Source organism: Herbiconiux daphne, from assembly GCF_024979295.1.
GTDB lineage: Bacteria > Actinomycetota > Actinomycetes > Actinomycetales > Microbacteriaceae > Herbiconiux > Herbiconiux daphnes.
Genome location: NZ_JANLCJ010000001.1, coordinates 853781 through 876751 on the forward strand (window position 1 = coordinate 853781; position 22971 = coordinate 876751).

Consider the following 22971-nt stretch of genomic DNA (forward strand, 5'->3'; position numbering starts at 1 on the left):
TCATCGCCAGGTGGGCAACCAGTAGTGCAGGCTGAGGAACCACGCGGGCACGGGCATGCCGACCCAGACGGGGTAGAAGAACGCCGACACCAGCGAGCACAACAGCAGGAACGCCCCCACGATCGCGATGTTGCGGCTGCGCAACCAGCGCGGATCACTGCGCGAACCGAGCGCCAGCCCCACCACGAAGGTGAGCGCCAGAATCATGTAGGGCTCGAACGCGATCGTGTAGAACTGGAAGATCGTGCGGTTCACGTAGAGCAGCCATGGCAGGTAGCCGGCCACCATGCCCATCAGCACGAGCGCCACCTGCCACTCGCGCTTGCGCACCAGCCGGTAGACCAGATAGAACAGCGCCGCCGTCGAACACCACCAGATGACCGGGTTGGCGATCGACGTGATGTTCTCGTAGCAGACCTGCCCGCCGCACGCGCTCGGGTCGAGCGACTGCACGAACATCTGCGTCGGCCGCACCAGGAACAGCCACGAGAACGGGTTGGCCTGGTAGGGATGCGGCGAGTGCTCGTTGACGTGGTAGTCGTAGACCGCCACTTCGAGGTGCCACCAGTTCTGCACCGACAGCGGCACCCACGACAACGCGCCCGTCCACTCGCCGCCCGCGCTCTGCGCCCAGTTGCGATACATGCCGCCGGAGGTCGCGAACCAGCCGATCCAGGTCACCAGGTAGGCCGCGGCCGCGGTCGGCACCAGCAGCAGGAATGTCGCGGGCCCTTGCTTCAGCACCGCCGAGCTGAACCAGAACGGTATGCCGAGCCGGCGCCGGGCGAGAGCGTCGACGACGATCAGATAGAGGCCGAACGCGGCGAGAAAGTAGAAGGCCGACCACTTGATGCCCGACCCGAAGCCGAAGGCGAGCGCCGCCGCCAGCAGCCACGGCCGCCACCAGAGCACCGGGCCCCAGGCCGGTTTCTCGTCGCCGACCGTTCGGGCGGCCACGGCGGCCGCGAGTCTCGTGGCGTGCCAGTCGCGATCCATCAGCACGGCGCCGACCCCGAGCAGGCAGAACAACGCCACCAGCCCGTCGAGCAGACCCACCCGGCTCATCACGATGGCGTGGCCGTCGATGGCCAGCAGGAACCCGGCGATGGCGCCGAGCAGGGTCGACTTGAACAGCTTGGTCGCGATCAGCGCGGTGAGCAGGACGAGCAGGATGCCGGCCACCGCCACCGCGATCCGCCAGCCGACCGAGCTGTCGGGGCCGAAGGCCGCCATGCCGAGACCGATGATCCACTTGCCGAGCGGCGGATGCACGGCGAACGAACCGGTGTTCTGAAAGATGTCGGTGTCGCCGGCGGCGAACTGCGCATCCGGGTTCGCGGGCCAATTGGCCTCGTAGCCGAGGTTCCAGGTGGTCCAGGCGTCTTTCACATAGAACGTCTCGTCGAACACGAGGGCATGCGGATGCGCGAGGTCGACCAGGCGCAGCACCGCGGCCAGAAGGGTGACGGCGAGCGGCGCGCCCCAGCGCCAGAGCCGCTCGCGTGCCGGCGTGCTGATGGTGCGCACCCACCAGTCGTCGAGGCGCGAGCCGGTGGGCTCGACCGCGTGCGCGGGAGGGGGCGGGGCGGCGTCGTCGACAGAGACCGCGACGTCGACGGGGCCGGTCGGGGGGCCTGGCGTCACCTCTGTGCTCACCGGGCCATGCTAACGGCTGCGCTTCCGCGGAGCCCTCGCGACGCGAATGCGACACTGGACCCATGCTCATTCTCGCCGCGACGCCCATCGGCAACCTCAAGGATGCCTCGCTGCGGCTGATCGAACTGCTCGAGGCCGCTGAGGTGGTCGCGGCCGAAGACACCCGCGTCACGGCGAAGCTGCTGCGCGGCCTCGGAATCGAGAACCGGCCCCGGCTCATCCCGTTGCACGAACACAACGAGCGCGAGAAGTCGGCCGGTCTGGTCGAGCTCGCCCGCGACACCGATCTCGTGCTGCTGAGCGACGCCGGCATGCCGACGGTCTCCGATCCGGGCTACCAACTCGTCGTGGCCGCGGTCGAGGCCGGCGTCGACGTGACCGTCGTGCCCGGCCCGTCGGCGGTGGTCACGGCCCTCGCCCTGTCGGGACTGCCCACCGACCGCTTCACCTTCGAGGGATTCCTGCCGCGCAAGCACGGCGAACGGATGTCGGCCTTCCGGGCCCTCGAGCGCGAACCGCGCACGATGGTGTTCTTCGAGTCGCCGAACCGTCTCGCCGACTCGCTGGCCGACCTCGCCGCCGTGCTGGGCGCCGACCGCCGGGTGGTGGTGGTGCGCGAGCTCACGAAGTTCTATGAGGAGGCGAAGCGCGGCACCGCGGCCGAGCTCGCCGAGTGGGCGGCGGCCGGGGTGAAGGGCGAGATCTGCATCGTCGTGGCCGGAGCCCAGGCGCTCGAGGTCGACCTGGCCACCGGCGTGACGCAGGTGCAGGAACTCGTCAGCGACGGCTACCGTCTGAAAGACGCCGCCGCGAGCATCGCCGAAGCCACGGGGCTCAGCCGCCGCGACCTCTACGAGGGCGCCCTGGCCGCGAAGCGCTGAGCGCGATTCCGCCGCCGGGAACGGGCATACCCGCCGGCGGATCGGGGTTGGATGGAAGAGAACGCGCAACCCAGGAGGTCTCGATGACGAAAGCAGTCCGGTTCTCGAACTACGGTGGCAGCGATGTGCTGAAGGTCGTGGAGGTCGACCGGCCCGACCCGGCACCGGGGCAGGTGCGCGTCGAGGTGGTGGCCGCGTCGATCAACCCGGGCGAGGCGAAGATCCGCGAAGGCCTCTGGCACGAGCAGTTCCCGGCCACGTTCCCGTCGGGGCAGGGCAGCGACTTCGCGGGCCGGGTGTCGGCTCTCGGCGACGGAGTGACCTCGTTCGGACTCGTTGACGAGGTGATCGGCTTCAGCGACGAGCGTTCGTCGCAGGCGACCGACGTCGTGGTGCCGGCCGAGAACGTCACCGCGAAGCCCGCCGGCGTCACCTGGGAAGAGGCGTCGACCCTCTACGTCGCCGGCACCACCGCCTTCGCGGCCGTGCGTGCGGTCGGAGCAGGTGCGGGCGACGTGGTGGTCGTGGCCGGAGCCGCTGGAGGAGTGGGCATCATCGCGGCGCAGCTCGCGCACCACGCCGGCGCGGTGGTGATCGGCACCGCTCGCGAAGCCGACCACGACTTCCTGCGCGGTTTCGACATCATTCCGGTGACCTACGGCGACGGGGTGGCCGAGCGCATCCGCGAGGCGGCGCCCGACGGCGTCGACGCGTTCATCGACACCTTCGGCAGCGGCAACGTCGAGTTGGCCATCGAGCTCGGGGTCGCGCCCGACCGCATCGACACCATCGCCGACTTCGCGGCGGTCGACCGGTTCGGCGTGAAGGCCGAGGGCAACGCGAAGGGCGGTGGCAGCCCCACCATCCGAGAGCTCGCCGCCCTCATCGTCGAAGGCGCCCTCCGGGTGCCCATCGAGGCCGTCTATCCACTCGAACGGGTCGCCGAGGCCTACGACCGGCTCGGGAACGAGCACGTGCGAGGCAAGATCGTGTTGCGCATGGAGTGAGCCCGGTCACACAGCGCCGCCGCGGCATCCGGGGCCTTTAGGATGGTCAGCATGTCCGACGGCTCCTCGTTCTATGTCACAACGCCGATCTTCTACGTGAACGACGTTCCTCACATCGGGCACGCCTACACCGAGGTCGCGGCCGATGTGCTCGCCCGATGGCACCGGCAGGCGGGCGACGACACCTGGTTCCTCACCGGCACCGACGAGCACGGCCAGAAGATCCTGCGCACCGCGACCGCGAACGGCATGACGCCGAAGGAGTGGAGCGACAAGCTCGTCGCCGAGGCCTGGCAGCCGCTGCTCAACACGATCGACATCTCGAACGACGACTTCATCCGCACCACCGACGACCGGCACGAGATCAACGTGCAGCTCTTCCTGCAGCGCCTCTACGACGCCGGCTACATCTACACCGGCGAGTACGAGGGCTACTACTGCGTCGGCTGCGAGGAGTACAAGCAGCTCACCGACCTCGAAGAGGGCACCGGGCAATACGAGGGCCAGCTGGTCTGCAAGATCCACTCGAAGCCGGTCGAGCTGCTGAAGGAGCGCAACTACTTCTTCCGCATGAGCGACTTCACCCAGCCGCTGCTCGACCTCTATGCCGCCCGCCCCGACTTCGTTCAGCCCGAGAGCGTGCGCAACGAGATCGTCGCCTTCGTGCGCCGCGGTCTCACCGACCTCTCGATCTCGCGCCAGACCTTCGACTGGGGCATCAAGGTGCCGTGGGACGAGTCGCACGTCGTCTACGTGTGGTTCGACGCGCTGCTGAACTACATCACCGCGATCGGCTACGGCTACGACCAGGCCGAGTTCGAGCGCCGCTGGCCGGCGACGCACATCGTCGGCAAAGACATCGCCCGCTTCCACGCGGTGATCTGGCCCGCCATGCTGATGGCCGCAGGGCTCGAGGTGCCGAAGCAGGTCTACGGCCACGGCTGGCTGCTCGTCGGCGGCGAGAAGATGTCGAAGTCGAAGCTCACCGGCATCGCGCCCGAGCAGATCACCGACACCTTCGGCTCCGATGCGTTCCGCTACTACTTCATGCGCGCCATCAGCTTCGGTCAAGACGGCTCGTTCAGCTGGGAAGACCTGTCGGCGCGCTACCAGGCCGAGCTCGCGAACGGCTTCGGCAACCTCGCGTCGCGGGTGATCGCGATGGTCACGCGCTACCACGACGGCACGATTCCGGATGCCGTGCCCTCGACGGTCACCGAGGCCGAGACCGCCATCCGTGCCACCGAGAAGCGCGCGACCGCCGCCGCCGACGAGGCCATCGAGCGCCTGGCCGTGCACGAGGCGATCGCCGCGATCTGGCAGCTGGTCGACGAGCTCAACGGCTACATCACGCTGCAGGAGCCCTGGGTGCTCGCCAAAGACCCGGCGAACGCCGACCGCCTGGCCACCGTGCTCAACACCGCCGTGCGCGGCCTCGGCACCCTCGCCGTGCTGCTGTCGCCCGTGGTGCCCGAGGCCGCGGCCAAGCTGTGGGCGGCGCTGTCGGGCACGGGATCGGTCGAGGAGCAGCCGATCCGCTCCGCCTGGGAGTGGAAGGGCGAGCCCCGCGTCGAGCCTCTGCAGGCGCTGTTCCCCCGCATCGAGGTCGAGGCGTCTTGACGTTCGTCGACCCGCAGGAGCCGCCCGCCTACCTGCGCAAGCGCGAGCCTTCGGAGCGCGGCGACCAGACCTACCCGCCGCTGCCCGAGGCGCTGGTGGTGCCGGTCTACGACAACCACACGCACCTCGAGGTCGCCGACGGCGACGACCCGATCGACTACCACGAGCACCTCGACCGGGCGTCGGCGGTCGGCGTGCGCGGGGTGGTGCAGGTCGGCACCGATCTCGAGACGAGCCGCTGGTCGGCCGAGCAGGCGGCCCGCGAGCCGCGCATGCTGGCGGCGGTGGCGATCCACCCCAACGACGCCCCCGAATACGACGCCGCCGGCGGCCTCGAGGCGGCGCTCGCCGAGATCGCCGAGCTCGCCACCTGGCCGCGGGTGCGCGCGGTCGGCGAGACCGGGCTCGACTTCTATCGCACCGGCGACGACGGGCGGGCGGCGCAGTACCGGTCGTTCGAGGCCCACATCGAGATCGCGAAAGAGAACGGCATCGCGCTGCAGATCCACGACCGCGACGCGCACACCGAGGTGATCGAGACGCTGAAACGCGTCGGGGCTCCCGAGCGCACGGTGTTCCACTGCTTCTCGGGTGACGCCGAGCTCGCCGAGATCTGCACCGAGAACGGCTGGTACATGTCGTTCGCCGGCAACGTCACGTTCAAGAACGCGGGCAACCTGCGCGAGGCGCTCGAGGTCGCCCCGCGGGCGCTGCTGCTGGTCGAGACGGATGCGCCCTACCTCACGCCGATGCCCTACCGCGGCCGCCCCAACGCGCCCTACCTCATTCCCCACACCCTCCGCGCGATGGCAGCGCACCTCGGCACCGACGTGTCGATGCTGGCCGCGCAGATCTCGTCGAACACCGAGCTCGTCTACGGCCGCTGGGAAGACGACCCCGTGCAGGCGTCGTGACCGAGCAGCCCGGCGGCGAGCAGTCCGGCGGCGACCAGCCCGGCGGCGAGCAACCCGGCGGCGCGGCGGCCGGTGCGGCCGATTCATCCGTGGTCTCCCTGCTCGGTCCGGCCGAGATCCGTGATCTCGCCGCCCTGCTCGACCTCAACCCCACCAAGAAGCTCGGGCAGAACTTCGTCATCGACGCCAACACGGTGCGCAAGATCGTGCGGGTGGCGAAGGTCGAGCCCGGCGACACCGTCGTGGAGGTGGGTCCGGGCCTCGGATCGCTGACCCTCGGGCTGCTCGAAGCCGGCGCCTCGGTCGTGGCGGTCGAGATCGACCGGCGACTGGCCGAGCAGCTGCCGCTGACGGTCTCGCAGCTCGCCCCCGACGCTCAGCTCACCGTCATCCGCGACGACGCCCTGCGCATCCGGGAGCTGCCCGGCGAGCCGTCGCGCCTCGTCGCGAACCTGCCCTACAACGTGTCGGTGCCCGTGCTGCTGCACCTGCTCGAGCACTTTCCGTCGATCACGGCGGGTGTCGTGATGGTGCAGGCCGAGGTGGGCCACCGTCTCGCCGCCCCGCCGGGGTCGAAGGTCTACGGCAGTCCGAGCGTGAAGGCGGCGTGGTATGGCACCTGGCGCACCGCCGGGCAGGTGAGCCGTCAGGTGTTCTGGCCGGTGCCCAACGTCGACTCGGTGCTCGTGGGGTTCGAGCGGGTGGGCACGGGGCTCGCGTCGGAGGAGCTGCGGGTGCGCACGTTCGAGATCGTCGACGCCGCGTTCCAGCAGCGGCGCAAGATGCTGCGCCAGTCGCTCTCGGTGGTGCTCGGCGACTCGCAGGCCGCGTCGCGCATCCTGACCGACGCCGGCGTCGAGCCGACCTCGCGCGGCGAGCAGCTCTCGGTACACGACTTCTTGGCCGTGGCGAAGGCTTCGCTCCGGTGACGCCCGCTCGCTGGCCTGGGCTCGGGCGAACCCGAGATGAGGAGAGCCGATGACCGATTCCCCGACCGCGGCGGCGAGCACCCCGAACGCTGTGTTCTCGACCGGCTTCTTCCGCGACCCCGACTTCGACTTCGAGGCGAGAACCGCTCTCGGCAACGCGGCGCAGGGATTCTTCGACGTGGGTCTGGTGCTCGCCACCATCGCGCGGGTGAAAGACGGCGACGCCGACAGCTGGTACGTCGCATGGCGGGCGGCGGCCGACGCCCTCCACGCCGAGGCCGAGGCGAGTGCCACCGCGGGTCACCAGCAGGCGGCCGCCCGCTTCTTCCTCGGGGCCGCGGATGCCTACTCCCGCTCCATCGGGTTCAGCGATGCCATGACCGATCAGACCCTGTTCGCGCCCGTGTTCGCGCTGCACCGGGCGGCCTTCGACGCGTTCGTCGACGCATCCGGTGCCGCTGCCCAGCGTGTGGCGGTGCCCTACGAGAACACGACGCTGCCGGGCTATCTGTTCCGCCCGGATGACTCGGGCGCGCCCCGCCCGACGCTCGTGCTCACCAACGGCAGCGACGGCTCGATCTCGTCGTTGTGGGCGGCCGGAGCGTCGACCGCCGTGGCTCGCGGATGGAACGCGTTCCTCTACGACGGGCCGGGTCAGCAGACGATGCTGTTCGACCACGGGGTGCCGTTCCGCCCCGACTGGGAGGCCGTGCTGACGCCCGTCGTCGACACCCTCGCGGCGCGCACCGATGTCGATGCGACGAGGCTGCTCGCCTACGGCATCAGCCAAGCCGGATACTGGCTGCCACGGGCCCTCGCGTTCGAGAAGCGCTTCGTCGCGGCCGTCGCCGATCCCGGTGTGATGGACGTGTCGACATCGTGGACGGCGCACCTGCCGACGGCGATGATCGACCTGCTGACCTCGGGTGACTCCGCCGATTTCAACGGCGGCATGCAGCAGGCGTCGGCCGATCCGAAGCTCGCAGCGACGCTGGCGTTCCGTCGTCGGCCTTACGGCATGTCGACCGACTTCGACACCTACACCGCGGTGCTCGGCTACAACCTGCGCGATGTCGTGCAACAGATCAGCACCCCGTTGCTCATCACATCGCCCGACGACGAGCAGTTCTGGCCCGGTCAGTCGCAGCAGCTCTTCGACGCCCTGCCCGGTGAGAAAGTGCTCGCCCGATTCACCCGGGAGCAGGGAGCGAACTTCCACTGCCAGCCGCTCGGGCGGCAGCTGACCGAGGCGCGCATGTTCGGCTTCTTCGACGAGCAGCTGGGCCGCGCCGGCTAGCGCTGCCCGAGCCCAGCGGCGGCTGCATCCGTCGTGGCATCCGTCGCGGCATCCGTCACAAAGGGTCTTCGTCTTACCTTGTGTTTCGACCGACTCGCGCCACCCGTGCGGGGCACATATTTTCAGAGCATGCCAACGCACCTCGACACCATCGTCGTGGGCGGTGGGGCGATGGGATCCGCCGCCGCCTGGCAGCTCGCCCGCCGGGGTGCCGAGGTGACGCTGTTCGAGCGATTCGCGCCCGGGCACGTTCTCGGAGCGTCGCACGGGGCCTCGCGCAACTTCAACCTCGCCTACAGCGACCCCGTCTACCTGCGCATGCTGACCGACGCGCACCGCGAATGGCGGGAGCTCGAGCGTGAGACCGGCGAGCGGCTGCTCGAGCAGACCGGCATGGTGAACCACGGTCAGAACCCCGAGTTCGACGAGATCGCCCGGGTGCTGCCGAACTTCGGTTTCGACGCCGAGTTCGTGCCACCCGCGCTCGCCGACGAGCGCTGGCCCGGCATCCGGTTCGATCAGACCGTGCTGCACCTCCCGCAGGCGGGCCGCATCGATGCCGACGCGAGCGTGGCGGCGCTGCAGGCGGCCGCGGTGGCCCACGGGGCGCAGGTCGAGCACCACGCGCGGGTCACCCGCATCCGCATTCTCGGCGACGAGCGGGCTCAGGTCGAGGTGGTGCGAACGGATGCCGCGGGCGAGCCCCTCGGCGAGCCGGAGGTTTTCGAGTGCCGCCGCCTCGTCGTCACCCTCGGGGCCTGGACGGCGAAGCTCGTGGGCGGCGCCGTCGTGCTGCCGCGGCTCACCGTCACGCAGGAGCAGCCCGCCCACTTCCGGCCCCGTGACCCGGCCGCGGCGTGGCCCGGGTTCAACCACTACCCGACGGCCGGCGACCGGCGCTACGGCTACTGGCGCTCGCCGGTCTACGGCGTGCAGACGCCGGGCGAGGGCATCAAGGCCGGCTGGCACGGGGTGGGGCCGGTCGCCGATCCGGATGCGCGCACCTTCCGGTCGGAGCCCCGGCAGCTCGCCGCCCTGCGCCGCTACGCGGGGGAGTGGCTGCCGGGGGTCGACCCCGACGCGTTCGCCGAGATCAGTTGCACCTACACGTCGACCCGCGACTCCCACTTCGTGATCGACCGCATCGGGCCGGTGGCGGTCGGAGCCGGCTTCTCGGGCCACGGTTTCAAGTTCACCCCGGTGGTGGGGCGGCTGCTGGCCGACCTGGTCGACGGCATCCGGGCTCCGGCGATGTTCTCGCTGCGAGCGGCTCGAAACAAACGGTAAACAAACACCGTTTGTTTGGCCCGCTCGTCACAATCGTGGCTATGACGACACGACACCTCAGAATCGGCGCGGCCTACCACGGCGTGGGCGGACCGGGCCAGCACTCGCTCTGGAAGAACCCCGAGCTCGCCCCCGACGCCGGCGTGCGCATCGAGAAGTACATCGAATGGGCTCGCATCGCCGAAGAGGGCAAGCTCGACTTCTTCTTCATCGCCGACTCGACCTTCATCACCCCCGACTCGCCGCCGCACTATCTCAACCGGCTCGAGCCGCTCACCATCCTCGCCGCGGTCTCGACGGCCACCTCGCGCATCGGCCTCGTGGGCACGCTGTCGACCTCGTACAACTCGCCGTTCAACACGGCCCGGCGGTTCGCCTCGCTCGATCTCATCTCAGGCGGTCGCGCGGGCTGGAACATCGTCACCTCCACCGACGAGGGCACGGCAGGCCAGTACGGCCGCGAGCAGCACTACGACTACACCGAGCGCTACGGCCGGGCCCTCGAGCACGTGCGCGTGGTGCAGGAGCTCTGGGATTCCTACGAAGACGACGCCTTCCCCTACGACGTCGAGGGCGACCGGTTCGTCGACGCGTCGAAGCTGCACCCGGTGAGCCACCACGGGCAGTACTACGACGTCGAGGGGCCGCTCAACGCCATCCGGTCGCCTCAGGGGCAGCCGGTCATCTTCCAGGCCGGCAACTCCGACGAGGGGCGCGATCTCGGTGCCGAGGTGGCCGAGGCGGTCTTCACCTTCGCGCCGTCGCTCGAGGCCGGTCAGGCGTTCTACACCGACATCAAGGCCCGGGCACTCGCGCGCGGCCGCGGCGGCGACGAGATCCTGGTGCTGCCCGGGGTGTCGCCGATCGTCGCCGACACGGTCGAGGAGGCCCGCGCGATCGAGCGCGCCATCCACGACGCCAAGCCGTTCGACAAGCAGCTCGGCATCTTCAGCCGTGCCTTCGGGTGGCACGACTTCACGCAGTACGATCTCGACGCCCCGTTCCCCGAGCTCGGCGACATCGGCGAGCTCAGCGCGCGCACCCAGTCGCGGGTGATCAAGGCCTACGCCCGCGAGCACGGGCTCACGCTGCGCGAGACCGTGCTGCATTTCACCGGGTTCACGCCGTCGCCCTTCGCGGGCACGGCCGAGACCGTGGCCGACGAGCTCGAGCGGTGGTTCACCGAGGGGGCGCTCGACGGCATCATCCTGCTGCAGAACCTGCCGAGCGATTTTCGGCGGTTCACCGGCGAGGTGCTGCCGATCCTGCGGGCGCGGGGCCTGTTCCGCGGCGAGTACGAGGGCGACACGCTGCGGTCGCACCTGGGTCTCGCGGTGCCCGAGAACCGGCACGCGGTGGCGGACGGCGGTTCGCGGGTGGGCGCCGAGCCGGCGCGCGCGTCGGCGTAGGCGGGGCTCGGAGCGTGGGGCTCGCGGGGCGGGCTCGGGGCTCCGGGCCGGCGACGGTATCGGTTAGCGGATGACGAAATTCCGAAGAGCGGCGGCATATACGGGGTCGGTCGTCGTTATTTCCGCATCCGCTGACCGATCAGCCTCGGCGCTGGCGGGAAATCGCGCTTCTGTGACCGTCGGGCCCGCACGCGCCGACGGCGCGGGTGCGAGGATCGAGTCGTGACCTCGAACCCGCCCGCTCCGTTCGCCGTTCGCCTCCCGACCCTGCGGTGGGGCGCCCCCGATGCCCGCCCGGCCGCCCTGCTGCTCCACGGCCTGGGGTCGTCGGCCGGCACCTGGTGGCGGGTGGCGAGCGCTCTCGCCGAGGCGGGGTGGTCGGTCACCGCTCCCGACCTGCGCGGGCACGGTGCATCGCCGCGCACCACGCGCTACGCCCTCGCCGACCACGCCGCCGACGTGGCCGCTCTCATACCATCCCACGACGGGCCGTGGGATCTCGTGATCGGGCACTCCCTCGGCGGTGCCGTGGCCACGGTCACGGCCGAGGCACACGCCCGGTGGGCCCGTGCCCTGCTGCTCGTCGACCCCGTGTTCTCGGTGCTGCCCTCCGACGTCGAGGCGCTGGTCGCCGACCTGCTCGGCGACCTCGACCAGACCGATCCGGCCGCGCTGCTGCAGAAGAACCCGCGCTGGCAGCTCGAAGACGCGGTGCAGAAGGCGAACGCCGTTCGCCTGGTGAGCGCGTTCGTGATCGAGCACACCGTGCGCGACAACTCCGAGTGGCAGCTGGAGCCGGTCGCGGCGCGCATCCCGGCGTCGGTCGCCGTGCGGGTGCTGGCCGCCGACCCCGCGCTGGGCGCATCGTTCTCGGCCGCCGAGGGTGATCGGCTGACCGTCGCGGCCGGCGATTTCGGCTACACCGTGGTGGCCGGCGCCGGCCATTCCGTCCAGCGCGACGACCCTGAGAGGGTGGTCGCAGAAGCCCTCCGCCTCGTGGGATAGGTTGGAGGCATGACCAATCGGGGCCTCACGAAGACCGTGCACGTGAGGGCTCCGGGCAAGATCAACGTGTTCCTCAAGGTCGGCGCCGTGATGGACGACGGTTACCACGACGTCGCGACGGCCTACCAGGCGGTCTCGCTCTACGAAGACGTCTACGCGTCGCCGGCCAGCGATTTCTCGGTCGAGTTCGGCGGCCACATCGACACCTCGTCGCTCGAGACCGACGGCTCGAACCTCGCCATCCGCGCGGCCCGGTTGCTGGCGCGCAAGACCGGTTACCGCGAGGGCGTGCGGTTGACGATCGACAAGAACGTGCCGATCGCGGGTGGCATGGGCGGCGGCTCGGCCGACGCGGCGGCCACCCTCCTGGCCTGCGACACGCTCTGGGGAACGGATGTCGGCCGCGAAGAGCTGCTCACCCTCGCCTCCGAACTCGGCGCCGACGTGCCCTTCGCGTTCACCGGCGGAACCGCGATCGGAACGGGCCGCGGCGACCAGCTGAGCCCGGCCCTCGCGAAGGGTCAGTTCCACTGGATCCTGGTGCTGCCCGACCACGGCGTGTCGACTCCCGAGGTCTACCGCGAGCTCGACCGGCACCGCGAGCGGCACTCGCAAGACATCTTCCCCGCCCGCGGCCAGCCGACGGTTGACGCCGACGTGTTGCAGGCGCTGCGTGCGGGCGACCCGCACATGCTCGCCGAGTCGCTGCACAACGACCTGCAGGCGCCGGCGCTGCACCTGAGCCCGGGGCTCGCCGCCGTGCTCGAAGTGGGCGAGGAGAACGGCGCCCTCGCCGGCCTCGTCTCCGGCTCCGGGCCGACCGTCGCGTTCCTGGCCGCCGACATCGACGGGGCGCTCGAGCTGCAGATCGCGCTGAGCGCCGCCCGCTACCACGTGGTGCGGGTCACCGGCCCGGTCGCGGGCGCGCGCGTCGTCGGCGACTGAGCCGTCGCGCGCTCCGAATCAGCGGGAAATCGTCGGTTCGTCCATCAGGGGTGCACGAACCCGCGAATCTCCGCTGATTCGCGCCTCAGAGCGTGAGCAGCGCCTCGATCGGTGCGTCGGTGAGGGCCTCGAGCGCGGCGCGGCCGCCGAGGTCGACCAGCTCGATGACGACCGCGATCCCGACCACCCGCCACCCGGCTCGCTCCATCAACCGCAAGGTCGCGGCCAGGGTGCCGCCGGTGGCGAGCACGTCGTCGACGATCACCACCCGGGAGCCCGCCGGCAGCGTATCGGGGTGCACCTGCAGCGCGGCGGTGCCGTACTCCAGGTCGTAGCTCTCGGTGAGCACGTCGCCCGGCAGCTTGCCGGCCTTCCGCACCGCGAGCATCCCGAGCCCCGCGTTCACGGCGGCGGCGGTGCCGAGCACGAAGCCCCGCGCCTCGACGCCCACCACGGCGTCCATCTCGCCGAACCCGTCGAGCAGGGCGCCCGCGACCGCGCGCAGCGACGGGCCGTCGGCGAACAGGCCCGACAGGTCGCGGAACAGGATGCCGGGCTGCGGAAAGTCGGGCGTCTCGGTCATTCCGCCGCGGATGATGGCGGCGATGTCGGTTTCTGGCACCTTGCCATGCTATTCGCGCACGCCGGCGAAACTTTTTTCCGGGCGATGTCGATCCGTGCGCCCGCCGTTCGACGTCATAGTTAGAGGACGCAATCGGCGGCCCCACCCACAAGGAGACAATCATGAAGTTCATGCTGATCATGCGATCGACCGAGGCGGCCAAGAAGGCCTACGAGAAGGCCGATTTCGAGCAGATCATCAACCAGATGGGCGCCTACAACGAGTCGATGATGAAGGCGGGCGTGCTGCTGGCCGGCGACGGACTGGCCGACGACATGTCGCAGAACTTCGTCGTCGACTTCTCGGCCGAGACCCCCATCGTCACCGACGGCCCCTACGGCGAGACCCACGAGCTGTTCAGCGGATTCTGGATCATCGAGGTGTCGTCGAAGGAGGAGGCCGCCGAGTGGGCCAGCCGCGCGCCGCTCGGCGAGGGCTCGAAGCTCGAGGTGCGCCGGGTCACCGACATGAGCGACTTCCAGGACTTCGCCGACAACGAGTTCCTCAAGAAGGAAGAGGGCTGGCGCGAGGAGCAGAGCTCGAAATGACCGACGTGCGGCGCACGGTCGACGCCGTCTGGCGCATCGAGAGCGCGCGCGTCGTCGCGACGCTCGCGACGATGACGGGCGACGTCGGCCTCGCCGAAGACCTGGCGCAGGAGGCGGTGGTCGACGCGCTGGCCCAGTGGCCGGAGTCGGGCGTGCCGCAGAACCCCGGCGCCTGGCTCACCGCCGTGGCGAAGCGCAAGGCGATCGACGGCTGGCGCCGGCGCGAGCGCCTCGACGACCGCTACCGCGCGCTGGCGCACGACCTCGAAGCCCGGTGGGGCGGGGCAACGGGAGAGCCCGCGGCGGTCGACTCCTGGCAGCCGATCGACGACGACGTGCTGCGGCTGGTCTTCACGGCCTGCCACCCCGTGCTCTCGCGCGAGGCCCAGGTCGCCCTCACCCTGAAGGTGATCGGCGGGCTCACCACCGAGGAGCTCGCGCGGCTCTTCCTCGTTCCCGTGGCGACCGTGCAGCAGCGCATCGTGCGCGCGAAGAAGACCCTGGCGGCGGCGAAGGTGCCCTTCGAGGTGCCCGACCCCAGTGAATGGCGAGCGCGGCTCGGGCCGGTGCTCGGGGTGGTCTACCTGATCTTCACCGAGGGGTATGCCGCGACATCCGGTGACCGCTGGATGCGCACCGAGCTCGCGAACGAAGCCCTGCGCATCGGCCGCGTGCTCGAAGGACTGCTGCCGCGCGAGCCCGAGGTGCACGCCCTGGTCGCGTTGATGGAGCTGCAGGCCTCGCGCTTCGCCGCCCGGGTGCGGGCCGACGGCACACCGGTGCTGCTGGCCGACCAGGACCGATCGCGTTGGGATCGCGCCCAGATCGTGCGCGGCCGGGCAGCCCTCGCGCGGGCCGACTCGAGCGCGCGGGCGCTCGGCCGCGGGCGGGGCAACTACGCGCTGCAGGCCGCCATCGCCGAGTGCCATGCCGTGGCTCCGAGCGTCGACGACACCGACTGGGCGCAGATCGTGCTGCTCTACGAGGCACTCGGGCGCATCGCACCCAACCCGCTGGTGGAGCTGAACCGGGCGGTGGCGGTGTCGATGGCCACCGGGCCGGCATCCGCTCTGCTCGTGGTCGACGGGCTCGTCGCGCAGGGCGCGCTCGCCGGGTCGCACCTGCTGCCGAGCGTGCGCGGTGAGCTGCTCTCGCGCCTCGGCCGGTTCACCGAGGCGCGGCGGGAGCTCGAGGCGGCCGCCGCGCTGACCGCCAACGAGCGCGAGCGCGACGTGCTGCGGGCGAAAGCGGCCGGTCTCGACGTCGGCACCCCTCGCTAGAGTGTGGCCATGCGCACAGTCTTCGGGGTCATCCGCATCGTCGCGGCGGGCATCATCATCGCCGCGATCGTGGGGCAGCTCATCTACAGCCTCGAGGTCACCCCGGCCGAGGGCGTCGCGCATTTCCTGGTGAACTTCTTCAGCTACTTCACCATCCTGTCGAACGCGCTCGCCGCGGTGGCGCTGCTGATCGGCGCCTATTACGGCTTCACGCGGCGGCGGGATCCGGCCTGGTTCAACCTGTCGCTCGCGGCCGTGGTGACCTACATGGCCACGACGGGCGTGGTCTACAACCTGCTGCTGCGCGGCATCACGCTCGAGCAGGGCCGCACGCTCGCGTGGTCGAACGAGGTGCTGCACCTGATCGCACCGATCTACATCGTTCTGGTGTGGATCCTCGCGCCGGGCAAGTCGCCGCTGCGCTGGCAGTCGATCTGGGTCATCATCGCGTTCCCGCTGGTGTGGTCGGTGTACACCATGATCAGGGGGCCGATCGTGGGGTGGTATCCCTACCCGTTCCTCAACCCCGCGCAACCCGGGGGCTACGGCGCGGTCGCCGTCTACGTGGTCGCGATCGCGGGCTTCATCGGGCTGATGGCCTGCGCGGTGATCGGGTTGAGCCGCACACGCGTCCTGCGCGGCGCTCGGTAGCGTCGGCGTCATGGTCGACTACCGAGACCCGGGCGCCGTCGAGTTCGACGCCGTGATCGTGCGTAACACGGATGTCGCCAACGCGAGTGCGTGGGTGATCTTCCCGTTCAGCGTGCCCGAGCTCTTCGGGGTGAAGGGCCGCGTTCCCGTCGCCGCCACCATCGATGGCGAGCCCTACCGGGGGTCGTTGATGAAGATGGGCGGCGACGAGCACATGCTCGTGCTGCTCAAGGAGATCCGGGCGCGCATCGGCAAGGAGGCGGGCGATCGGGTGCACGTCGTGCTGCGGGTCGACGAGGCTCCGCGCGTGGTGGAGCTGGGAGCCGACGCCCGCGCCGCGCTCGCCGAGAGCGGGCAGGCCGAGGCGTTCGAGGCCTTGAGTTACAGCCATCAGCGCGAATATCAGCAGTGGATCGACGGCGCCAAGAGGCCCGACACGCGCGCTGCGCGCATCGCCCGGCTGCCGGCGATGGTCGCCGAGCGCAAACGAGTGAAGTAGAGATTACTCAGGCGGCTGGAGGGCGCGCCGGGCATACGGTGGCCGAACCCCCGTCCCGATCGAGAAAGGCCACCGTCATGGGCACCATGCCTCCGAAGCCGCGTCCGTAGCGACCGACCAGCCACCGCCGCCCGGCGCCGCACTGCACGGTGGGGCCGGGCGGTGGTGGTGGGCGGAGGTCAGTCCCAGCGCGGGTCGTCGGGGTCGGGGGAGTCGGTGCCGTCGGCGTCGGTCATGAGGGCGGCATCGGCGGTCCAGGCCTCGAGCGTCGCACCGTGCAGCACGTGCGGCTGAGGTGTGCTGAGCAGGTCGGGGCGCGCCACGAGCTCGAGCGGCTCGTCGCTGGCGAACACCAGCACGTTGCCGAGCGGGCCCTCGTCGTCGTCGGGACCCGCGTCGAGCACCACCGCCACGTGCGCGAACACGGCCGCGAGCGTCACGGCCTGCCGCCGGGAGTAATCGAACGGATGCCCGTCGAGCAGGTTCACCGCCACCACTCCGCCCTCGGCCGCCCGCGCTGCCACGCGCCGGTAGAACTCGAGGGTCGCGACGCGCTGGTGGATGACGGCGGCGTCCCAGAGGTCCACCACCGTGAACTCGGCGCCGACCCAGGAGGTGTCGTCGGCGACGGGCACGCCGGCCGCGGCGGGCGGCCTCTCGGGGCTGAGGCTCGCCGCCTGGCCGTCACCCGCCGCTTGGCCGACACCCGCCCCCGTGCCGGCATCCGCCGCCGCGCCGACACCCGGCACCTGGCCGTCACCTGCCCCCGGGCCGGCATCCGTCGTCGCCGGCAGCGGCGCATCCGCCACGGCGCGGGCATCGCCGAAGACCACGCGCACGTCGTTGCCCTCGGCGAGCGGCAGCGCGGTCACCACCGCCTCGAAGAGCGCGGGCTCGAACTCCACCACGAGTTGCGGCGACCCCGGCCGGGTCGCCTCGACGTAGCGGGGAAGCGTGAGCGCGCCGGCGCCGAGGTGCACGGTGAACAGCGGCCCTCCCGTGGGTGCCGCGGCATCCAGTGCTCGAGCGATGTGCCGGATGTAGGGGTACTCGAGCGTCGTGGGGTCGTTGACCGACACCACCGATTGCGGAATGCCGTCGACCTCGAGCTCGTAGCGTGCCGCCTTGCGGTCGAGCAGGGTCAGCCGGGCCCGGCGGTGATCGAGTTGCAGTGAGAACGACCTGCGATGCTTCGGCACCCGCACAGTTTACGTCGCTGCCACGACGGCCAGCGCGACGGCCAGCGCGACGCCCAGCGCGAAACCCAGCGCGAAACCCGGCCGGGGCCCCAGGTGAACCGGGTACCCTCGACGGGTGGCTCATCTTCTGGGCGCTGAGGCGCTCCATCTCGAATATCCGACCCGAGTCATCTTCGATTCCGTCACCGTGGGCCTGAACGAGGGCGACCGCGTCGGCATCGTCGGCCGCAACGGCGACGGCAAGTCGACGCTGCTCTCGCTGCTCTCGGGGCGCATTCAACCCGACAGCGGGCGCGTCACCCGCCGCCGCGGCGTGACCCTCGGCATGCTCGACCAGGCCGACACCGTCGACTCCTCGCTCACCGTCGCCCAGGCGGTCGTCGGCGACCTCGACGAGCACGAGTGGGCGGGCGACGCGCGGGTGCGCGACGTCATCGGCGGCCTGCTCGGCGACATCGACTGGAACGCCGTCATCGGCACGCTGTCCGGCGGGCAGCGCCGTCGGGTGGCGCTCGCGGCCCTGCTGGTGGGCGACTGGGACATCATCTTCCTCGACGAGCCCACCAACCACCTCGACGTCGAGGGCATCGCCTGGCTCGCTCAGCACCTCAAGCGCCGCTGGCCCGCCGGCTCGGGCGGACTCGCCGTCGTGACGCACGACCGGTGGTTCCTCGACGAGGTGTCGACCGACACCTGGGAGGTGCACGACCGCCTGATCGAGCCCTTCGAGGGCGGATACGCCGCCTACATCCTGCAGCGCGTCGAGCGCGACCGCATGGCGAGCACGATGGAGTCGAAGCGCCAGAACCTCATGAAGAAGGAGCTCGCGTGGCTGCGCCGCGGCGCGCCGGCCCGCACGTCGAAGCCGAAGTTCCGCATGGATGCCGCGGCAGAGCTGATCGCCGACGAACCGCCCGTGCGCGACACCGTGTCGCTCACCCAGATGGCCACCGCCCGCCTCGGCAAAGACGTGGTCGACATCCTCGACGCCTCGGTCTCGTTCGACGGCCGGCCCGTGCTTCAAGACGTCGAGTGGCGCATCGCCCCGGGCGAGCGCACCGGCATCCTGGGCGTCAACGGCGCCGGAAAGTCGACGCTGCTCGGCTTGGTCACCGGCGCGGTCGAACCGACCTCGGGCCGGGTGAAGCGCGGCAAGACCGTCAAGATCGCGAGCCTCACCCAGCAGCTCGCCGAGCTCGAAGACGTGATGAACGACCGCGTCAGCGAGGTCATCGGCCGCTATCGCACCTCGTATGTCGCGGGCGGCAAGGAGCTCACGCCCGGTCAGCTGCTCGAGCGCCTGGGCTTCACCAGCGCCCAGCTCACCACGCCCGTCAAAGACCTCTCGGGAGGCCAGAAGCGCCGCTTGCAGCTGCTGCTGATTCTGCTCGACGAGCCGAACGTGCTCATCCTCGACGAGCCCACCAACGACCTCGACACCGACATGCTCGCGGCGCTGGAAGACCTGCTCGACTCGTTCCCGGGCACGCTGCTCGTGGTCTCGCACGACCGCTACCTGCTCGAGCGCGTCACCGACCAGCAGTACGCGGTGCTCGACCAAAAGTTCCGGCACCTGCCGGGTGGGCTCGAGCAATACCTCACGCTGCGCAAGCAGGGGGCGGGCTCGGCCGACGCGCGCGCCCGCGATCGCGGACCGGGCGGCACCTCGTCGAGCCTGCCCGCCGGGGGAACGGATGCCGCGGCTCTCGCGTCGGCCGGCACCTCGGGTGCGGCATCCGGTGCCGCCGTCGCTGCCCCCGCACTCTCGGGCGCCGAGTTGCGCACCGCGGAGAAGGAGCGCTCGTCGCTCGAGCGCCGCATCAACAAGCTCACCGGTCAGATCGACGCCCAGCACCACCGCATCGCCGAGTTCGACCAGAGCGACTACGTCGGTCTCGCCGCGCTCACCGCCGATCTCTCCGCGCTCGAGGAGCAGATCACCACCCTCGAGACCCGCTGGCTCGAGCTCTCGGAGCTGCTCGACTGACCCCCGCCGCAACGCGGCCGCGAGACGCTCTTGGTCTGCCTTCGAGAACCCCCGACGGTAACACGGTCTCGGATGCGAGATGGCCGCGCCGACCCGGTCGCGCCCCTCATCCTTCATCAACATCTCTCTGCAGTCGGTGCGTATTTCTCACGAGCCGGGAATAATTGAGCTATGCTCAGTACTACGGGGGAAGGAATGAGGTCGAGATGGCGCGTCCCCCGTTCCTGATGCGGCCAGTGGCCGTCCTGATCATGCTTGCAAGTCTGGCGTCTTCAGCGGGCACGCCGGCGTATGCGGAAACGTTGACGCCGGCAGAAACGAAACTGGTCAGTGTCGCCGATTCGATGCCGGGCCAGATCGGCAACGACTACTCGTCGCAACCCTCGGTGTCATCCGATGGGCGGTTCGTGGTGTTCAGCTCCATGGCGTCCAACCTCGTGTCGGTCCCGACCACGGCCCGTCACAGTCAGGTGTTTCTTCGCGACACCGCCGACGGGTCGACCCGTGCGGTCAGCGCCGCCTCGGGGGTGTTCGGAGACGGGGAATCCGACCGCGCTGTCATCTCTGGCGACGGCAATTTCGTCGCATTCATCTCCACAGCCACCAATCTGGTCAGCACGCGGTTCGCCGTTGCGCAGGTGCTGTTGTGGTCGCGGGCGAGCGGCACGATCGCTCTCGTCAGTGCGACGAACGACGTGGTGCCCGGTGCCGCGAACGGACGGGCCATCCAGGTCGACATCTCAGAAGACGGAGCGAGGATCGTTTTCTCGAGTAACGCGACGAATTTGACCGCGGTTCCCACGCCCGGCGTGTTCGAGGTCTTCAGTCGCGAGCGGGATGTGACCTCGCTGGTGAGTGGCGACGCCTCCGGACATGCCGCTGCGCTCGACGCGATGTTCCCCTCGGTGTCCGCCTATGGAGGGGCTGTTGCTTTCGCGACGGCGGCGTCGCTCACCGGTGTGGATACCGGAGGCTCGACGCAGATATACGTGAACGATACTGACCGGTCGATGATCGAGATGGTCAGCGTCGGTGTTTCTGGCGCAGACGCCGGCGTGAGCGACTCCAGCTCCCCCTCACTGTCTCGCGACGGCCGCGAGGTCGCATTCACGAGCACGGCCGCGAACCTCACCAGGCTTGGCGGAAACGGGCTGTCGCAGGTCTACCTCAGAGATCTCGACGTCAACGGCACTGTCGCCGTGTCGCTCGATGTCGCAGGAACGTCGTTCGCGAACGGCGACAGTTTCGACCCTGATATTTCGGCCGACGGCTCACGCATCGCCTTCAACTCGAACGCCACAAGTCTTGTCCCCGAGACCGGGGGGTTGAGACCTATGGTGTCCGCCAGGGCTTACGTTCGCACTTTCGGTGTCCTCCGAACGTCGTTGGTGTGCCGTTCGGCGGTCACCGGCGGGATGTGCGACGGGTATTCCGCAGACCCGGCGCTCACTGCGAACGGTGACAAGGTGGTGTTCGCATCGGATGCGACGGATGCCGTGCCGGGCGTGACGGGCCGGCGGCCGCAGATCTTCGTGCATGACCTTCGGGAGGTGCCGCGTGTCGATCGGATTGGTGGGGCTGACCGGTTCGCGGTGTCGGCCGGGGTCGCGACCGACGCCTTCGGTACGGGTGTTCCGGTGGTCTACATCGCATCCGGGGCCGGGTTCGCCGACGCGCTGTCCGGGTCTGCCGCTGCCGGCGCGGAGCGGGGGCCGGTGCTGCTGGTGACGAAGGACGCGATCCCGACACTCGTGGGCATTGAGCTGCATCGACTGGCGCCGCAGCGGATCGTCGTGCTCGGAGGAACGAACAGCATCGACTCGACCGTGCAATCGGCCTTGTCGGCCTACGCGCCGTCGGTGACGCGAGTCGATGGCGCTGATCGTTATGATGTGTCGGCGAACGTGTCGAAGTCGGTGTTCGGCCGTGCCTGATCTGCGGGCGGGGAGCATCCGCCGGTCTTCATCGCGTCGGGGGCGACATTCCCCGACGCTCTGTCGGGCTCGGCCGCTGCCGGGAGCGCCGGCGGGCCGGTATTGCTCGTGACCAAAGACGCGATCCCCGCGTCCGTCGCGACCGAGCTCCAGCGGCTCGCGCCGAGCCGGATCGTCGTGCTCGGTGGCCGCAACACCATCGACGAGAAGGTCGTGACCGAGCTGGGCGCCACGGCGCCGACCATCCGCATCGACGGTGCTGACCGGTTCGCCGTCTCGGCGGCGGTCTCGGCCACGGCCTTCAAAGAGCAGGCGCACATCGTGTATGTCGCATCCGGGGCCGTGTTCCCCGACGCGCTGTCGGGTTCCGCTGCCGCGATGCAGAACCGTGGTCCCGTGCTGCTCGTGACAGCCGATCAGATTCCCGCGGCCGTCGCCGCAGAACTCGACCGACTCAATCCGACCCGCATCGTCGTTCTCGGCGGAACGAACACCGTTTCCGACGCCGTGAAGACGGCGCTCGCGAAGTACCTCCGGCCAGTCGGTGACGGGGTGCCGACGGGCGCGGCCGGCCGCGAGCCCTAGGCCATGTCGAGCGACAACCGCCGCAGCAACGCCGCGAGACGCTCCTGGTCGGCCTTCGACAGCCCCGAGAGCAGCTCGGTCTCGGCGTCCACGAGATGCGAGATGGCCGCGTCGACCCGGTCTCGCCCGTCATCCGTCATCGACACCAGCACGCCGCGCCCGTCGTTGGGGTCGGTGCGCCGCTCCACGAGGCCGCGCCGCACCATGCCGTCGATGCGATTCGTCATGGTGCCGCTCGACACGTAGGTCTGCCCGAGCAGCGCCTTCGGGCTGAGCTCATGCGGATGCCCTGCGCGGCGCAGCGCGGCGAGCACGTCGAACTCCCACGACTCCAGCCCGGCCGTCGCGAACGAGGCCCGCCTGGTCTTCTCGAGCTGCTTCGCCAGCCGCGTGACGCGCGACAAGATCTTCAGCGGCGAGAAGTCGAGCCCCGGGTGCTCGCGCATCCAGGCTTCGACTATCTCGTCGACCGAGTCGCGGGCGTCCCTGTTGGTCATCCACCCATTATCGTCATCCCGGCCGCGGGCGGAAGTGGCGCCCCGGCCCACGCCGAGGAGGCCCAGCACGCGCCGCGTCTGGCAGACTGGACTACTGCATCGGGAGCCATCCCGGTGGTCCGCCTTGGTGTAATGGCAGCACGACAGCCTTTGGAGCTGTTAGGTCTAGGTTCGAACCCTGGAGGCGGAGCGGTTTTCGGCCGGGAATGGGAAGAGGAA

Annotated in this window: 21 protein-coding genes and 1 tRNA gene; 18 read left to right on the plus strand and 4 right to left on the minus strand. The window is 70.0% G+C overall.

Annotation, left to right across the window (positions count from 1 at the left end; translation table 11 throughout):
- Entirely contained in the window at window positions 1-1656 is a 1656-nt protein-coding gene (locus N1032_RS04335; protein ID WP_259537697.1) for a dolichyl-phosphate-mannose--protein mannosyltransferase, read from the minus strand.
- 62 nt (window positions 1657-1718) lie between these two features.
- Here N1032_RS04335 and rsmI point away from each other — a divergent pair, with 62 nt between their 5' ends.
- From rsmI to N1032_RS04385, 10 genes are all read left to right on the plus strand, one after another.
- Entirely contained in the window at window positions 1719-2537 is an 819-nt protein-coding gene (rsmI, locus tag N1032_RS04340) for a 16S rRNA (cytidine(1402)-2'-O)-methyltransferase (protein WP_259537698.1), read from the plus strand.
- An 83-nt stretch (window positions 2538-2620) separates the two neighbouring features.
- Window positions 2621-3544, plus strand: a complete 924-nt coding sequence (locus tag N1032_RS04345; protein WP_259537700.1) for an NADP-dependent oxidoreductase — start codon at window positions 2621-2623, stop codon at window positions 3542-3544.
- A 51-nt stretch (window positions 3545-3595) separates the two neighbouring features.
- Window positions 3596-5164 (plus strand): methionine--tRNA ligase, encoded by a 1569-nt coding sequence (gene metG / locus N1032_RS04350; protein ID WP_259537701.1) that lies wholly within the window; start codon window positions 3596-3598, stop codon window positions 5162-5164.
- A gap of 32 nt (window positions 5165-5196) precedes the next feature.
- On the plus strand, window positions 5197-6078 hold the full coding sequence (locus tag N1032_RS04355) for a TatD family hydrolase (RefSeq protein ID WP_407933007.1): 882 nt from the start codon (window positions 5197-5199) through the stop codon (window positions 6076-6078).
- Window positions 6079-6167: 89 nt separating this feature from the next.
- On the plus strand, window positions 6168-7007 hold the full coding sequence (gene rsmA / locus N1032_RS04360) for a 16S rRNA (adenine(1518)-N(6)/adenine(1519)-N(6))-dimethyltransferase RsmA (RefSeq protein WP_259537981.1): 840 nt from the start codon (window positions 6168-6170) through the stop codon (window positions 7005-7007).
- Between the two features lie 49 nt (window positions 7008-7056).
- On the plus strand, window positions 7057-8304 hold the full coding sequence (locus N1032_RS04365; RefSeq protein ID WP_259537703.1) for an alpha/beta hydrolase family protein: 1248 nt from the start codon (window positions 7057-7059) through the stop codon (window positions 8302-8304).
- A gap of 129 nt (window positions 8305-8433) precedes the next feature.
- Window positions 8434-9591, plus strand: a complete 1158-nt coding sequence (locus N1032_RS04370; RefSeq protein WP_259537704.1) for an FAD-dependent oxidoreductase — start codon at window positions 8434-8436, stop codon at window positions 9589-9591.
- Window positions 9592-9632: 41 nt separating this feature from the next.
- Window positions 9633-11000, plus strand: a complete 1368-nt coding sequence (locus N1032_RS04375) for an NtaA/DmoA family FMN-dependent monooxygenase (protein ID WP_259537705.1) — start codon at window positions 9633-9635, stop codon at window positions 10998-11000.
- Window positions 11001-11222: 222 nt separating this feature from the next.
- On the plus strand, window positions 11223-12005 hold the full coding sequence (locus tag N1032_RS04380) for an alpha/beta fold hydrolase (RefSeq protein WP_259537706.1): 783 nt from the start codon (window positions 11223-11225) through the stop codon (window positions 12003-12005).
- Between the two features lie 9 nt (window positions 12006-12014).
- Window positions 12015-12950 carry a 4-(cytidine 5'-diphospho)-2-C-methyl-D-erythritol kinase gene (locus tag N1032_RS04385; RefSeq protein WP_259537708.1) on the plus strand — a complete coding sequence of 312 codons (936 nt, stop codon included), beginning with the start codon at window positions 12015-12017 and terminating at the stop codon, window positions 12948-12950.
- Between the two features lie 85 nt (window positions 12951-13035).
- On the opposite strand, the gene N1032_RS04390 is transcribed toward N1032_RS04385, so the two are convergent.
- Window positions 13036-13572 carry an adenine phosphoribosyltransferase gene (locus N1032_RS04390; RefSeq protein WP_456319115.1) on the minus strand — a complete coding sequence of 179 codons (537 nt, stop codon included), beginning with the start codon at window positions 13570-13572 and terminating at the stop codon, window positions 13036-13038.
- 122 nt (window positions 13573-13694) lie between these two features.
- On the opposite strand from N1032_RS04390, the gene N1032_RS04395 reads away from it, so the two are divergent.
- From N1032_RS04395 to N1032_RS04410, 4 genes are read left to right on the plus strand one after another with little or no spacing between them, the layout of a single operon-like run.
- Complete coding sequence (locus N1032_RS04395; protein ID WP_259537710.1) at window positions 13695-14120, plus strand: YciI family protein; 426 nt, start codon at window positions 13695-13697, stop codon at window positions 14118-14120.
- The gene (locus tag N1032_RS04400; protein ID WP_259537711.1) at window positions 14117-15400 is read left to right on the plus strand and encodes an RNA polymerase sigma factor; all 1284 of its coding nucleotides are present in this window, start codon (window positions 14117-14119) and stop codon (window positions 15398-15400) included. Before N1032_RS04395 ends, N1032_RS04400 begins: the two co-directional genes overlap by 4 nt.
- Before the next feature lie 9 nt (window positions 15401-15409).
- Complete coding sequence (locus N1032_RS04405; RefSeq protein WP_259537712.1) at window positions 15410-16051, plus strand: Pr6Pr family membrane protein; 642 nt, start codon at window positions 15410-15412, stop codon at window positions 16049-16051.
- A gap of 10 nt (window positions 16052-16061) precedes the next feature.
- Window positions 16062-16550, plus strand: coding sequence for a YdeI/OmpD-associated family protein (locus tag N1032_RS04410; RefSeq protein WP_259537714.1), 489 nt, complete (start codon window positions 16062-16064; stop codon window positions 16548-16550).
- A 179-nt stretch (window positions 16551-16729) separates the two neighbouring features.
- Here the strand turns inward: N1032_RS04410 and N1032_RS04415 are convergent, their stop codons facing one another.
- Entirely contained in the window at window positions 16730-17749 is a 1020-nt protein-coding gene (locus tag N1032_RS04415) for a polyamine aminopropyltransferase (RefSeq protein ID WP_259537717.1), read from the minus strand.
- A gap of 115 nt (window positions 17750-17864) precedes the next feature.
- On the opposite strand from N1032_RS04415, the gene N1032_RS04420 reads away from it, so the two are divergent.
- The 3 genes from N1032_RS04420 to N1032_RS04430 all read left to right on the plus strand — a co-directional run bounded on the left by N1032_RS04420 (window position 17865) and on the right by N1032_RS04430 (window position 22255).
- Window positions 17865-19736 (plus strand): ABC-F family ATP-binding cassette domain-containing protein, encoded by a 1872-nt coding sequence (locus tag N1032_RS04420; RefSeq protein WP_259537718.1) that lies wholly within the window; start codon window positions 17865-17867, stop codon window positions 19734-19736.
- Between the two features lie 206 nt (window positions 19737-19942).
- Window positions 19943-21670 (plus strand): cell wall-binding repeat-containing protein, encoded by a 1728-nt coding sequence (locus N1032_RS04425; protein ID WP_259537719.1) that lies wholly within the window; start codon window positions 19943-19945, stop codon window positions 21668-21670.
- A gap of 30 nt (window positions 21671-21700) precedes the next feature.
- A complete protein-coding gene (locus tag N1032_RS04430; protein ID WP_259537983.1) occupies window positions 21701-22255 on the plus strand; it encodes a cell wall-binding repeat-containing protein in 555 nt (184 codons plus the stop codon).
- On the opposite strand, the gene N1032_RS04435 is transcribed toward N1032_RS04430, so the two are convergent.
- On the minus strand, window positions 22252-22752 hold the full coding sequence (locus tag N1032_RS04435; protein ID WP_259537720.1) for a MarR family winged helix-turn-helix transcriptional regulator: 501 nt from the start codon (window positions 22750-22752) through the stop codon (window positions 22252-22254). The two genes, N1032_RS04430 and N1032_RS04435, sit on opposite strands and share 4 nt — an antisense overlap.
- Window positions 22753-22870: 118 nt before the next feature.
- Between N1032_RS04435 and N1032_RS04440 the strand changes: the two genes are divergently transcribed.
- A tRNA-Gln gene (locus N1032_RS04440) sits at window positions 22871-22942 on the plus strand.
- Window positions 22943-22971: the final 29 nt, after the last annotated feature.